Origin of the sequence: Streptomyces sp. NPDC020898 (genome assembly GCF_044333925.1) — a bacterium.
Taxonomy (GTDB): domain Bacteria; phylum Actinomycetota; class Actinomycetes; order Streptomycetales; family Streptomycetaceae; genus Streptomyces.
Genome location: NZ_JBIRRV010000004.1, coordinates 590,915 through 603,617, shown reverse-complemented (window position 1 = coordinate 603,617; position 12,703 = coordinate 590,915). Strand labels below are relative to the sequence as shown.

13 protein-coding genes are annotated in these 12,703 nt (G+C 69.9%); 10 read left to right on the top strand and 3 right to left on the bottom strand.

Going from position 1 to position 12,703, the window contains the following annotated elements:
• Positions 1-84: 84 nt before the first annotated feature.
• Positions 85-975, bottom strand: coding sequence for a ricin-type beta-trefoil lectin domain protein (locus ACH4TV_RS17130; RefSeq protein ID WP_398398734.1), 891 nt, complete (start codon positions 973-975; stop codon positions 85-87).
• Between the two features lie 309 nt (positions 976-1,284).
• Here ACH4TV_RS17130 and ACH4TV_RS17125 point away from each other — a divergent pair, with 309 nt between their 5' ends.
• Positions 1,285-1,662: a hypothetical protein gene (locus ACH4TV_RS17125; RefSeq protein ID WP_398398732.1), complete on the top strand. Its 378-nt coding sequence runs from the start codon at positions 1,285-1,287 to the stop codon at positions 1,660-1,662.
• A gap of 6 nt (positions 1,663-1,668) precedes the next feature.
• Here ACH4TV_RS17125 and ACH4TV_RS17120 read toward each other — a convergent pair whose 3' ends face one another.
• Positions 1,669-2,331 (bottom strand): TetR family transcriptional regulator, encoded by a 663-nt coding sequence (locus ACH4TV_RS17120; protein ID WP_398398728.1) that lies wholly within the window; start codon positions 2,329-2,331, stop codon positions 1,669-1,671.
• Positions 2,332-2,413: 82 nt separating this feature from the next.
• Complete coding sequence (locus ACH4TV_RS17115; protein WP_398398727.1) at positions 2,414-3,778, bottom strand: MFS transporter; 1,365 nt, start codon at positions 3,776-3,778, stop codon at positions 2,414-2,416.
• A 411-nt stretch (positions 3,779-4,189) separates the two neighbouring features.
• Here ACH4TV_RS17115 and ACH4TV_RS17110 point away from each other — a divergent pair, with 411 nt between their 5' ends.
• The 9 genes from ACH4TV_RS17110 to ACH4TV_RS17070 are packed head-to-tail and all read left to right on the top strand — an operon-like array spanning position 4,190 to position 12,700.
• Positions 4,190-5,020 carry a 2-amino-3,7-dideoxy-D-threo-hept-6-ulosonate synthase gene (locus tag ACH4TV_RS17110; RefSeq protein ID WP_398398726.1) on the top strand — a complete coding sequence of 277 codons (831 nt, stop codon included), beginning with the start codon at positions 4,190-4,192 and terminating at the stop codon, positions 5,018-5,020.
• Positions 5,017-6,228, top strand: coding sequence for a 3-dehydroquinate synthase II family protein (locus ACH4TV_RS17105; protein WP_398398724.1), 1,212 nt, complete (start codon positions 5,017-5,019; stop codon positions 6,226-6,228). The genes ACH4TV_RS17110 and ACH4TV_RS17105 overlap by 4 nt, the downstream gene beginning before the upstream one ends.
• A gap of 6 nt (positions 6,229-6,234) precedes the next feature.
• Positions 6,235-7,665 (top strand): class I adenylate-forming enzyme family protein, encoded by a 1,431-nt coding sequence (locus tag ACH4TV_RS17100; RefSeq protein ID WP_398398723.1) that lies wholly within the window; start codon positions 6,235-6,237, stop codon positions 7,663-7,665.
• 55 nt (positions 7,666-7,720) lie between these two features.
• Positions 7,721-8,014 carry an acyl carrier protein gene (locus tag ACH4TV_RS17095; protein ID WP_398398721.1) on the top strand — a complete coding sequence of 98 codons (294 nt, stop codon included), beginning with the start codon at positions 7,721-7,723 and terminating at the stop codon, positions 8,012-8,014.
• Positions 8,011-8,319 (top strand): acyl carrier protein, encoded by a 309-nt coding sequence (locus ACH4TV_RS17090; RefSeq protein ID WP_398398719.1) that lies wholly within the window; start codon positions 8,011-8,013, stop codon positions 8,317-8,319. Before ACH4TV_RS17095 ends, ACH4TV_RS17090 begins: the two co-directional genes overlap by 4 nt.
• A complete protein-coding gene (locus ACH4TV_RS17085) occupies positions 8,316-9,578 on the top strand; it encodes a beta-ketoacyl-[acyl-carrier-protein] synthase family protein (protein ID WP_398398717.1) in 1,263 nt (420 codons plus the stop codon). The genes ACH4TV_RS17090 and ACH4TV_RS17085 overlap by 4 nt, the downstream gene beginning before the upstream one ends.
• Positions 9,575-10,444: a hypothetical protein gene (locus ACH4TV_RS17080; protein ID WP_398398715.1), complete on the top strand. Its 870-nt coding sequence runs from the start codon at positions 9,575-9,577 to the stop codon at positions 10,442-10,444. The genes ACH4TV_RS17085 and ACH4TV_RS17080 overlap by 4 nt, the downstream gene beginning before the upstream one ends.
• Positions 10,431-12,116 carry a class I adenylate-forming enzyme family protein gene (locus ACH4TV_RS17075; RefSeq protein ID WP_398398712.1) on the top strand — a complete coding sequence of 562 codons (1,686 nt, stop codon included), beginning with the start codon at positions 10,431-10,433 and terminating at the stop codon, positions 12,114-12,116. Before ACH4TV_RS17080 ends, ACH4TV_RS17075 begins: the two co-directional genes overlap by 14 nt.
• Positions 12,113-12,700, top strand: coding sequence for a hypothetical protein (locus ACH4TV_RS17070; protein WP_398398710.1), 588 nt, complete (start codon positions 12,113-12,115; stop codon positions 12,698-12,700). The genes ACH4TV_RS17075 and ACH4TV_RS17070 overlap by 4 nt, the downstream gene beginning before the upstream one ends.
• The last annotated feature ends 3 nt before the right edge of the window (positions 12,701-12,703 follow it).

The window sequence follows — 12,703 nt, the reverse complement described above, 5'->3', positions numbered from 1 at the left end:
GCGTGTCTCATTACTGCTTCTCTCTCACATCCGACTCACACCTGACTCACATCTCACCCACAGCCTGGCTCAGTCAGGCTCGCATCAGCCGAAGACCTGCACCCAGGAACCGCTGGCATAGTTCGGGTCGATGTTCCCCGCGTCGTATCCCATTCCGGTCCGGGTGTAATTGCAGTTGAGGATGTTCGCGCGGTGTCCGGTACTGCTCATCCACCCGTAGGTCCCGTTGTTGACCACACCGTTCGGGTCGCCGCGGAATCCCATCGCGATGTTCTCACCGACACCGCCCCGGGTGTATCCGGCAGCCTTGGCACGGTCGGTGGGGCTCTTTCCGGAGGCTGAGGTGTGCGAGAAGTTATGGGTCTGCACCATCTCGACCGCATAGTCGTGGGCGGCCTTCTGAAGGCTCTGGTCGACCACCAGTGCCGCGCAGCCGTTCGCCGTCCGCTGCGCGTTGACGTTGTCGAACGCCTGCTTCTCCAGCGTCGTCATCGCCCCCGCGTCCGCCGTCGCGGCCGGGTCGATTCCGCTCCACTTCTGGTTGCCGCCGCCATTGCAGGACCACAGCTGTATCGGGGTTCCGTTCGTGACGCCCAGACCGGCCGCGTCCAGGCAGACGCCCAGTCCGACGTGCTTGACGGTCCCTCCGGATACGACGTCCCACTGCTGGGTGGCGCCGCCCGTACAGTCCCGTATGACGACCGGCGTACCGTTGGCCGCGCTATTGCTCTCGCTGTCCAGGCACTTGTTTCCGTAAACTCCCAGCGATTTGGCCGTGGTGTCGTACGACCACTGCTGGTTACCGCCGTTATTGCAGTCCCACAACGTGAGCTTGGTGCCGTTGTCGGCCTTCGCGCCGGGGACATCCAGACATCGTCCGGAATCAGCACCCCGCAGGGCGGCCGTCGAAACGGCGGCCGACGCGACGGGGGCGGATATTGCCGCCCCCGCGGCCAGCAGACCCAGCGACGCCATCAGTAAACCGCATCGCGCGACCCGGGATTTATACCGGTGAGTAGCCATTCGGAACTCCTTGACTGAGAGCGGCCCGGAGAGCACTCCGCGCCTCACGTCGGCACACACTAGGGCACGCGCAGGGGATCGTGGCGCACAGGAAGAATTCATCTGCATCAGAGTCACCACATGTGACGACCCGTTAGCGGAAACAGCCCATCGAGCGGGCCGCGATTCACCGATAGAAGGCATTGTTCCCGCTAGTACATTTTGTTCGTTCCGCCTGACGGAAACCGCCCGGGGACATCATCCGACCTTTATGATCCGGCGATGAGGAGGTGGACGGAACACCCCGCCGAGACCGACGTCGAAGCGGTCGTTCGCCGCTACTTCGACCTGCTCCGAGCCGGAAAGATCCCCGAGGCCGAACAGCTCGTCGATCACCCGCCGGTCCGGCATGTCCTCACGTCGCTCTGGACCGGCTCGGCCGGAGCAAGCTCCGGAGCGAGCGCCGGTGCGGACGAGTGGGAGCAGAGCCTGTCCTGGCTCCGCGAACTCGATCTCGGGGACTTCCTCTGGGGCGACACCGGCAGCCACGTCTACGTCGAGATCACCCACCACGCACAGACGATCGAGGTGGGATTGAGCTTCTGGGTCAGGCCCACGGACGCCGGCTGGGTCGTCTCGGGACCGTCCACCCTCTGGTAGCCGGAATCAGGCGCTGGCCGCCGACTCCGCGACCGCGTCGACCACGTCGTGCGCACGCTTCTCCGGCACGCCGGCCGCGATGAGGGTGGCGAGGGCGATGCGGGTCCCGTCGTCCTCCAGTGCCCCGGTGTTGACGGCCTCCAGCAGGGCGACCGTCAGGGCTTCGAGGCCGGCGCTCAGTACCGGGGCCGGGAGGTGGGTGTGGAAGACGCCGTCCCGCTGTCCCCGCGTCAGGATCTCCGTGGCCTGCTCACGCGCCGGTGCCAGTACCTCGGCCACGCGTTCCGCGCCCAGGTCGCGCTGGGCCAGGGACAGGAGCAGCCGGTAGCGGTCCCCCACGGGCCACATCGCGAACGAGAGGTGGGCGAGCGCCGACTCGGCGGACTCCGGTCCCGCGAGCGCGAGTTGCTCACCGGTTTCCAGCGCGCCGCGCAGCGCCTCGCCGGCTTCCTCGGCGAGCGCCTCCAGCAGCGCCGCCCGCCCCGGAAAGTGGCCGAAAAGGGTCCGCCGTACAACACCTGCGGCGCGCGCCAGTTCCTCCAGGGTGACGTCCGGGTTGCGGCCGAGCTCCTGGCGGGCGGTGGCCAGAATGCGTGCCCTGTTGGCCCGCGAATTACTTCGCAACGGCTCGCGGACCTCACGGACCTCACGGGCAACGGGCTTGGCCACGGGAACCTCGATGGGTCGGACGGGAGGAAGAGGGCGTCCATTCTCCCACCCACCCGTCCGACCGGCTGCGTTCTGCTCGCCCTCAGTCGTCGAACTCGTGGTCCCGCGTCTCCGGCAGCGCCAGCAGGCACAGGAGGCTCACCAGACAGAGGCCGCCGGTGTAGAAGCCGAGGACCAGCGGCGATTCCCAGCGGCTGTTGAGCCAGGTGGCGATCGACGGAGCGAACCCGCCGCCGAGGGTGTTGGCGAGGATGAAGGCCGCCGAGGCGCCCGTGTAGCGCAGCCGGGCCGGGAACAGCTCCGGGAGGAAGGCCGCCACCGGGGAGAACATCAGCGCGAGGAACATCAGGCCGACCGTGTAGGCGCCGGTGATCACCAGCCCGTTGCGTGAACTCAGCGAGGCGTACATGGGCACCGCCCACACCACGCTGCCGACGGCTCCGGCCAGCATCAGCGGGCGGCGGCCGATCCGGTCGGACAGCTTGGCGACCGGCAGGGTGATGGCGATTCCGGCCGCCGCGCCGATACTCGCGGCGGTCAGCATCGTGTTCCGGGGGATGCCGAGTTCCTGCGGCCCGTACGAGAGGCTGTAGACGATCGTCAGGTAGTAGACGGCCGAGCCGCCGATCGCCGCGCCGGTGCCGAGCAGCAGCCGGCGGGGGTGCAGCCTGACGAGGGTGCCCAGCGGGAAACGGGACTCCGGTGCCGGCACCTGCCCGTCTGCTTGCCCCGCTGCCTTGCGGCGGGCCGCCGACGTGAAGACCGGGGACTCGGAGACCGTCGTACGCACCCACAGCCCGACCACGACCAGCACCGTGCTGAGCAGGAACGGGATGCGCCAGGCCCAGTCGGTGAAGCCCTCCATGCCCACGATGTTCATGGTGGGCAGGATGACCGCGGTGGAGAGAAGGAAGCCGAGCGAGGGGCCGACGTTCGGGATGGACGCGTACAGCGCGCGGCGGCCGGGCGGCGCGTGTTCGGCGGCGAGCAGCACCGCTCCGCCCCATTCGCCGCCCATGCTGACGCCCTGGAGCAGCCGGAGTGTCACCAGCAGCACAGGGGCGAGGAGTCCGGCGGTCTCGTACGTGGGCAGCAGGCCGACGCCGACCGTGGCCACGCCCATCAGCAGCAGCGAGAGGACCAGGGCCTGCCGTCGGCCCAGCCGGTCGCCGATCGTGCCGAACAGGATGACGCCGAGGGGGCGGGAGAGGAAGGCCGCGGCGAACGTGAGGAACGCGGCCAGGGAGGAGAGCGTCGGGTTGCCCGAGGGGAAGAAGGCGGGGCCGAGGACGAGCGCGGAGGCCGTGCCGTACACGGCGAAGTCGTAGTACTCGATCGTGGTGCCGACCAGGCTCGCCGCGGCGACCTTCGGGGCCTGGTTCTTCGCTGTCGGCAGGGGGGACGCGGCCGGTCTCGGGCCGACGGTCTTGAACGGTAATTCGGTCATGGGGGGGTCACTTCCGGGTCCAGAGTGGGGAGGGGACGAGGTCGCATGAAACACGAACCGGAGTGCGGGTGTCACCCTAAACCCGTGAATTCAATTTCGACAAGAAGCCCCTGCCCTCTGATCCCCTCTGAATTACCAGACGGTCTCAACACGCATAGAGTGCGCGAATAGTGCGCGAATAGGTGGTCCAGGTGGCGTCAACCCCAGGTCGCCTATCAAGTTGCTGTCAATAATCATACGCTGCACGGTATAAAAATTAATCGAGGGCCACGTCTTGCCAACGGGCGACTGCGCGGCAATGCTCTTGATCGCTTAACTTGAAAGTTCTACAACCATCGATTTTCGGACACGGAGAACCGCGCGATTCTGCATTCCTAAATGCGGTCTCCGGGCTGGGAAGGCTTACTACCCATGCTGAAAACCGGCAAGCAATTACGCTTGAGAAGACTTTCGCTGGCAGGTGACGACCGACACCTGCTCATACCGCTCGACCACAGCGTCTCCGACGGCCCCATCGTCCCCGCCGACAAGTGGGACGACCTGCTGCGGGCGCTGGTGGACGGCGGGGCCGACGGGATCATCGTCCACAAGGGACGGGCCCGCTCCTTCGCGCCGGACATCCTGAAGAGCTGCGCGCTGGTGGTGCATCTGAGCGCCAGTACCTCCTGCTCCGCCGACGTCCATGCCAAGGTGCTGGTCGCCGATGTCGAGGAGGCGCTGACGCTCGGCGCGGACGCGGTCAGCGTCCATGTGAACATCGGCTCCGACACCGAGGCCCAGCAGCTCGCCGACCTGGGGGCGGTGGCCCGTTCCTGCGACGCGTGGGGCATGCCCCTGATCGCGATGGTCTATCCGCGCGGCCCCCGGATCGAGGACCCGCGCGATCCCGCCCTCCTCGCCCACATCGCCAACGTCGCCGCCGACCTGGGCGCGGACATGGTGAAGACCTCCGTCGCCCTGCCGATCGAGCGGATGGCCGAGGTGGTGGCCAACAGCCCCATCCCGGTCCTCGCGGCCGGCGGTCCGCCGGACGGCTCCGACCTCGTGGAGTACGGCACCGCCGTGATGGCCACCGGCTGCCGGGGACTGGCCGTCGGGCGCCGGATCTTCTCGTCCCCCTCGCCCGCCGCGCTGGTGTCGCGGCTCGCGGCGGTCGTGCACGGCGGGATACCCGGCGGCGACGGACTCTCCAATGACATGCGCATGGCCAATTATACGACGATCGTGGCAGGAGTGGCATGAGGTTCGCTTGGATCGATCTCCGTGAGGTCCCCCGTCCGCAGCTCCAGGCGGTGGTGGACGCGGCAATCCACGCCCGGATGGCGGGAGTTGTGGCCTCCGACGCCGAGCTGCTCGGCACCCTTCCCCCGACCGTCACCCGCGTGCTGATCCCCGGCGGGCCGGCCCCGGCCGCCGTGAAGAAGCTCGCCGACAAGGAGACGAAGGGCGCCGACTCCAAGGAGACCAAGGAGACCGCCAAGGACGCCAAGTCCCCGGCGAGTACCGGATTCGACGTCCTGCTACGGAAGTTCGGCACCCAGGAGGAGCTGGACGCCCTCGCCGCCGACCACCGCACCGCCACCGCCGCCGGCAAGGACGGCACGCCCGTCTCCGGCTTCATCGACGTACGGGACGACCGCACCCTGACGCTGTCCTGCGCGGGCGCGATGGTGCTGCCGTACACCGTCATCCACTTCGCCGACCCGACGAAGATCCCGCTGGAGATCGTGCTCGCCGCGGCCGAGTCCGCCGAGGGCAAGCTCGTGACGGTCGTCGACGGCCTGGAGGAGGCGGCGATCGTCTTCGACGTGCTGGAGCGCGGCTCGGACGGCATCCTCTTCACGCCCCGCAGCGCCGACGAAGTGTTCGCGCTGGCCCGCCTGTTGGAGGCGACGACGCCCCAACTGGAGCTGTCCACCCTGACCGTGGAGAGCATCCGGCACGTCGGACTCGGCGACCGGGTCTGCGTCGACACCTGCTCGCACTTCGAGGAGGACGAGGGCATCCTCGTCGGCTCGTACTCCTCCGGGTTCGTGCTGTGCTGCAGCGAGACGCACCCCCTCCCCTACATGCCGACCAGGCCGTTCCGGGTCAACGCCGGTGCCCTGCACTCGTACACGCTCGGCCCCGACAACCGCACCAGCTACCTCAGCGAGGTCGGTTCCGGCAGCGCCCTGCTCGCGGTCGGCGCCGACGGACGCACCCGGCGGGTCGTCGTCGGGCGGGCGAAACTCGAATCCCGGCCGCTCCTTGAGATCCGTACCCACGCGGAGGACGGCCGGCTGGTCAGCCTGACCGTGCAGGACGACTGGCACGTGCGGGTGCTCGGCCCGGGCGGGAAGGTCCTCAACGTCACCGAGTTGCAGACCGGCGACGAGCTGCTCGGCTATCTGGCCGCCGACAAGCGCCATGTGGGCCTGCCCATCGGCGAGTTCTGCAAGGAGGTCTGAGACCTCATGGGCCAACTCGTCACCGACCTCGTCCCGGACACGGACGAGGACGACGGAATGGGCTCCCTGGTCCGGGCGCTGTTCGACGCCCGCGACGACAGCCTCCCGTATCTGACACACCAGCAGGAGACCGTCACCCGGGGCGAGTTGAGGGACCGGGTGACGAATCAGGCCGCCGTCTTCGCCGAGTACGGCATCGGCCCCGGCAGCACCGTGGGGCTGCGGACGCCGCCCAGTTTCACCCAGATCGAGGTGCTGCTCGCCCTGTGGCGGCTCGGCGCCCAGGTGCTGCTCTTCGACTTCCGGCTCAAACCGCCCGAGGTGGCGACGCTCTGCACGTCCTGCCGGCCGCAGTTCATGGTCAGCGCCGGTTCCAACGTCCGGGCCACGTTCGGTTTCCGGTCCGAGTACGAGGTCGTCACCGAGCGCCGCAGAACCGGCCTGCCGGCCACCACCGGACACCGCCTCGTCCAGTTCAGCTCGGGCTCCACCGGACGGCCGAAAGTGATCGGCCGGACCGCCCGGTCGCTCGCCGCCGAGGTCGACGGGTTCGCCGCTGTTCCCGGTATGCCGGTCGAGGGCGACCGGCTGCTGCTGCTCAGCTCGACGGCGCACAGCTTCGGCCTGATCGGCGGCCTCCTGTACTCCCTCGCCGCCGGTGTCTCCGTCGTCTTCGCGCCCCGCGTCTTCGCCCGCGACATCCTGCGGGCCGCGCTGGAACACCGGATCACCGCCGTGTTCGGCGTCCCGACGCACTACGAACTGCTCGCCGCCGCCATCGATCCCCCCGCGCTGCCCGACCTGCGGATCGCGGTGTCCGGCGGCGAGATCATGCCCCCGCAGGTCGCGGCCCGGTTCGCGCAGCAGTACGGCGTCGAGGTCGGCGAGGCGTACGGGACGACGGAGACCGGCATCGTCGCCATCGACGTCGGCGGCACCCTGCGGCCCTCGGTCGGCCGGGCGGCGCCGGGTGTCACGGTCCGTGAGCTGCGGGGCGAACTCGACGTCGCCCTCGACGAGTCGCCGTACCTCTTCGACTCGGGCGGCAGCCAGTACGCGGACGGCTGGCTGCACACCCGCGACCGGGCCACGGTGGACGCCACGGGCGCGGTCGTGGTCCGGGGGCGCGCGGACTCCCTCGTCGTGATCGGCGGCCTCAAGGTGGACCTCACCGAGGTGGAGAACGTGCTCCGCGAGCACCCGGCCGTCGAGCAGGCGGTCCTGGTCCACGAGGACGTCACCGAGGCGTACGTCGCGGTGGCCGCCGACGCCGAACGCCCTTCCCCGGAGGACCTGTCGCGCTGGTGCCGGGAGCGCCTGGCCGACTACAAGGTGCCCCGGGTGATCCGGCTGCTGGACTCCCTGCCGCGTACGTCCAACGGGAAGCTGGTCCGCCAGGCGGCCACCCTTCAGGCGGCCACGGCGGGCGAGGCGTAGTCCCGCATCCCGCATCCCGCATCCCGCACAACTTTCCCCACACCTTAATTTTCCTATGGAGATGTTGATCATGAGCAGCACGTCGACCCTGGAAGACGAGATCCGCGAGTTCGTCCTGACCGCGGTCATCGACGAGATGAACATCCTGACGAGCCGCGCCGGCATCACGGACGACAGCCCGGTGACCGTCGGCGGGCTGGATGTCGACTCACTGAGCCTGATCGAACTCACGATGCGGCTGGAGACCCGGTTCGGCGTCGAGATCCCGGACACCGACATCGAGCCCCTCGCCACCCTGACCCTCGGCGGCCTCGTCGCCGAGGTCGTCCGGCGCGGGGCGAAGGCATGAGTACGGGCACGGGAGCCACCGGCATCACCTCCGACGACATCACCGCCGACTCCGTACGGGAGCTGCTGTCGGACCGCAAGGTCTTCCCCGGGCTGCCCGACGACCTCGACGAGAACGCCGAACTGGTCCTGGACTCCCTCGGGTTGGTGTGGCTGCTGCATGTGGTGGAGGAGCGGTACGGCCTGGTCGTCGAGCCCACCGACGAGGACATCGCCGGTCTGACCTCGCTGCGCCGGCTCACCGGATACCTGCGGGCCGCCCAGACCGGCAGCGCCGAGGGGACGGAAGGGGGGTGGCCGGGATGACCCATGGAGCGCATGGAGTGACGGTGACCGGCTTCGGCGTACGGACCGCGTTCGGCACGGGCGCCGAGGCCCTGCGGCGCGGGGTCTTCGCGGGGGTGCCCGCGTTCCGGCCGACGACGAGGTTCGACACGGGCCCGTACCGGACGCCCATGGCGGCAGCCGCCCCCGACGGCCCCGACGCGGTCGAGGACTGGGCCCTGCGGCACGCACTCGCCCGGTGCGGCGCGGATGCCCTCGACATGGCCGGGCTCGCCCCGGGTGCGGAGGCGGCGGTCCTGCTCGGGATCGCCGGTGACCACACCAGCGTCACGCGGTACTGGCGGGGCCGGACCGAGGGCGCCGAGCCACGGCCAAGCACCCCCGGGGAAACCGCTTCGAACACCGCGTCCGCACCGGAGCAGCAGCCCGGTGCGGACGCGGGCCAGACCACGACGCGCCTCACCGACGCCGTGCCCGCGCACCTCGCCGAGCTGCTGGCCGGGGGCCTGGGGCTGACCGGCCCCCGGCTCACCTTCACCAACGCCTGCGTCGCGTCCGCCGCCGCGATCATCCACGCCTGCCGGCTGATCTCGTCCGGCCGGATCGACACGGCCGTCTGCGCGGGCGGATACCTCGTGGAGGAGGAGACCTTCGGCAAGTTCGACTCGGGGCGGGCGCTGTCCCGCGACGGCATGGTGCGGCCGTTCAGCGCCGACCGCAGCGGGCTGCTGCTGGGCGACGGGGTCGCGGCCGTCGTACTGGAGTCGACCGAGCACGCCCGGCGCCGCGGTGCCCGCCCGCTCGCGTCCGTCGTCGGATGGGGCGCCGCGACCGACGCCCACCACATCGCCCAGCCGCACCCGGAGGGCGTCGGACTGGCGCGCGCCGCCCGGCAGGCGATGCGGCTGGCCGGCGACCCGGAAGGGCGGTCCCTCGGCTATGTGAACGCCCACGGCACCGGCACCAAGTACAACGACGGCGCCGAGACCCGCGGTCTGCGCGCCGCGTTCCCGGAACGAGCCGAGTCGATACCGGTCAGCTCGACGAAGGGCACCACCGGCCACCTTCTGGAGGCCGCGGGCGTCGTGGAGTTCGTGATCACGATGCTGGCCCTGCTGGACGGCGTACTCCCGCCGACCGCCGGATACGGCAGCCCCGACCCGGAGTGCGACCTCGACTACGTACCGAACGAGCCGCGCCCCGCCGACCCGCGCCGGGCCCTCACCATCAACGCCGCCTTCGGGGGCGCCAACACCGCACTCCTCCTGGAGCGGCCGTGACCACGACCGACAAGACGCTCCCCGACAAGATGCTCCTGCGCTCACCCCTCGGCATCCTCGCCACCACCACCGCGACCCACGGCACCGGTGCGGACGACGACATCACGCTGCCGAAGCTGCCGGGCTTCGTGGAGTCGGCGTTCAGCCCGCTGGCGTACGAGGTCAGCAGACGCATCCTGACCGAACACCCCGGGGACGGCGCCCGTACCGCCGTGGCGCTGGCCAGTCTGACCGGTGACACCAGCACCGCGGATCTGGCCAGCCGGCGCATGCTCTCGGGGAGGGTCCACAACCCGCTGCTGTTCATGCAGGCCACCGCCAACTCCGTTCTGGGCTACACGAGTCGTGAGTTCGGGATCACCGGCCAGATGTTCAGCCTCTCCACGCTCGACGACCCGCTGACCGAACTGCTGGCCATGGCCGACCTGTTGCTGGAGGACCCGGAGCTGGACCGCGTCCTGGTGCTGGGCGTGGAACTGGGCGGCGGCGAACGCGTGGCCGCCGTACACCGTGAACTGGCCACCGGCAGCGGACGACCCACCACCACTCCCCTCCCCAGCTCCGCCGGTCTGGCGGCGGCGGTGCTGCTCGGCCGTCCCGGTGACGCCGGAGCACCGGTGTCGGTCCGGTCGGCGGAGACGACGTACGACACCGGACCGGCCCGCCGACCAGGCAGCATCCAGGGCCTGTTCGAGCTGGACGAAGCCCACCGCCGGCTCCTGCGCGACGGCGGCACCCACGTCCTGGCGACCGGCCCGGAAGCACCCGCGTTCATCCTCAGCTCCCCTACCGATGCCCCTACCGAAGGCCATACCGAAGCCGAAGCAGGGAACGAGACGGAGACCCACCCCCATGCTCATCAGTAGGCAGGAGCGGGCACGGATCTGCTCCGACACCGACCTGGGCGCCGGCAACGTCCTGGCGCGTCTGACGGCGTACGGCCGTCCACTCGACGAAGTCGTCCTGCGCACGGACGGCAACTGGCAGTCACCGGACGGCAGTTGCCCCGACGCGCTGACCCTCGGGCAGCTGTGCGAGATCGTCGAGACCTACGCCGGCTGGTACACCGCCCAAGGGGTGCGCCCCCGCGACCCCGTCGCCCTCCACTCCTCCTCCAGCGCCGAGTTCGCGGTGAACTTCCTGGCGCTGACCTCCCTCGGCGCGATCCCGTCGTTCGTCAACGGCAACCTGCCGCCCGGCATCGCCCGGGAGTACATACGCCGGCAGGGCGCCGTAGGTGCCTTCACGGACCGGGAGCACCGAGCCGTGCTGTCGGCACCCGGAACGGACTCGGGCCTCGGATTCTGCGTGACGGCAGCCGACATCCGCCCCGAACACCGCGCGTCCCTCCCGCCCGCCTACCCGTACCGGCACGACCCCACCGACCCGGTACTCATCTCGCACTCGTCCGGAACCACCGGTATGCCCAAGGGAGTTCCGCACACCCACCGAACGCTGATGTACGCGCAGCTGCACCGGCTGCGCTACTCCACCGGCACCGACATGGAACGCACCCTGGTCGGCCTGCCCGGCGCGCACAACGCGATGGTGGCGACACTGCTGTACTGCCTCCTCCTGCGCACCGACATCAAGCTCCTCTCCAGCCAGGGCGGCCCCCAAGTACTCGACGCCATCGAGGAGTTCAGGCCCACCACCGTTCTGGCCTTCGCCGGAACGTTCGGCGAGATGGCCGCCGAGGATCTGGATGCCCGTGATCTGTCGAGCGTGCAGGTGTGGTTCAACACCGGGGACGCGGCGCACGAGGCGCACATCCGGGCCCTTGTGCAGCACGGCAGCCACCAGACGATCAGCAGGACCGGCAAGGACCTGAGCCGCGTACGCCTCGACGGCTCCGTCTTCGTCGACGGGCTCGGCTCCTCGGAGGCCGGTTACTCGGTCTTCCACAACCGGCACACCAAGGACACCGCCGCCTACTCGCGCTGCGTCGGCAGGCCCATCAGCTTCGCCGAGGCCGCCGTGCTCGCCGAGGACGGCACCCCGCTGCCGCCCGGCGAGATCGGCCGCCTGGGCCTCAAGTCCCCCACCCTGACGCCCGGTTACTGGAACGACTCGCTGACCTGGAACCGGATGCGACTCGGCGGCTACTGGCTCACCGGCGACCTCGCCCACCAAGACGAGGACGGCAACTTCTACCACCTCGACCGCGCCCCGGACGCCATCCGCACCCCCGCCGGCGTCGTCTTCAGCACCCGCACCGAGGAACTCCTCCTGCGCGAGCTGCCCGAACTCACCGACTGCACGGTGGTCGGCGTCGCCCCCGACGGCGTACGCGCCGACTGGGACGGCGACGGAACGGCGGAGGCATACGCGCTGCTCCAGCTCGCCGACGAACAGGGCGGCAGCGACGAGGAGTTGACCGACCGGGTCAACGCGGCCCTCACAGCATGCGCGTTCCCCCCGGTGACCCGCGCCCTGCGTATGAAGCCCGACGACGTCGCCAAGGGCGCCACCGGCAAGGTCCTCAAGCGAGTGATGCGCGACCGTTTCGCCGCCGTCGTCAAGGAGCAACAACGATGAGCACGGGCACCGAGGACGTCAACCACCGTGCCCGGGCGAGCGAGGCGTACCGGCTGTGGTGGCAGCACGACGCGAACTGGTACCAGGGGGTGGCGAGCCGGTTCGGGCAGGAGGCCGCGAACGAGCTCAACGCCGAGGCGCTGCGCAAGGTCGCGACACACGTCGGACAGCGCGTCGGCCGCCTCTCTGGACCGCTCCCCGACACCGGCGACACCCGCAAGGACCTGGAGGAACTGCGCCGCCGGTACGACGAGTGCGGCGACCGCATGTTCCCGCCCGAACTGCGCAACGCCTCCACGGAAGTTGAGGACGTAGGCGAGGACGACGGTCTGATCGTCCTCACCCTGCGCCGGAGCTTCGCCGTCACCATGGTGCGGATGGCGGGTTCACTGGACGGCTACCGCTGCCCGTGCACCGACATCCACGCGGGCTGGTCCGAGGGCCTGGGCGTGACCCTCACGGAGAACCGCGCCGAGGCCTGTCTGCGCGACGGCGACAAGGCCTGCCGGCTGCTGATGCGCGTAGCCACCCCCGTTTCCCCTGTTTCCACCACCCCTGTCTCCACCACAACCGAGGAGAACTGAACC

Excerpts from the sequence above, each read along its gene's own strand:
- ACH4TV_RS17075 (WP_398398712.1), top strand. The coding sequence starts at position 10,431 with ATGCTCATCAGTAGGCAGGAGCGGGCACGGATCTGCTCCGACACCGAC.
- ACH4TV_RS17125 (WP_398398732.1), top strand. The coding sequence starts at position 1,285 with ATGAGGAGGTGGACGGAACACCCCGCCGAGACCGACGTCGAAGCGGTC.
- ACH4TV_RS17110 (WP_398398726.1), top strand. The coding sequence starts at position 4,190 with ATGCTGAAAACCGGCAAGCAATTACGCTTGAGAAGACTTTCGCTGGCA.
- ACH4TV_RS17100 (WP_398398723.1), top strand. The coding sequence starts at position 6,235 with ATGGGCCAACTCGTCACCGACCTCGTCCCGGACACGGACGAGGACGAC.
- ACH4TV_RS17070 (WP_398398710.1), top strand. The coding sequence starts at position 12,113 with ATGAGCACGGGCACCGAGGACGTCAACCACCGTGCCCGGGCGAGCGAG.
- ACH4TV_RS17095 (WP_398398721.1), top strand. The coding sequence starts at position 7,721 with ATGGAGATGTTGATCATGAGCAGCACGTCGACCCTGGAAGACGAGATC.
- ACH4TV_RS17105 (WP_398398724.1), top strand. The coding sequence starts at position 5,017 with ATGAGGTTCGCTTGGATCGATCTCCGTGAGGTCCCCCGTCCGCAGCTC.
- ACH4TV_RS17090 (WP_398398719.1), top strand. The coding sequence starts at position 8,011 with ATGAGTACGGGCACGGGAGCCACCGGCATCACCTCCGACGACATCACC.
- ACH4TV_RS17085 (WP_398398717.1), top strand. The coding sequence starts at position 8,316 with ATGACCCATGGAGCGCATGGAGTGACGGTGACCGGCTTCGGCGTACGG.
- ACH4TV_RS17130 (WP_398398734.1), bottom strand. The coding sequence starts at position 975 with ATGGCGTCGCTGGGTCTGCTGGCCGCGGGGGCGGCAATATCCGCCCCC.
- ACH4TV_RS17115 (WP_398398727.1), bottom strand. The coding sequence starts at position 3,778 with ATGACCGAATTACCGTTCAAGACCGTCGGCCCGAGACCGGCCGCGTCC.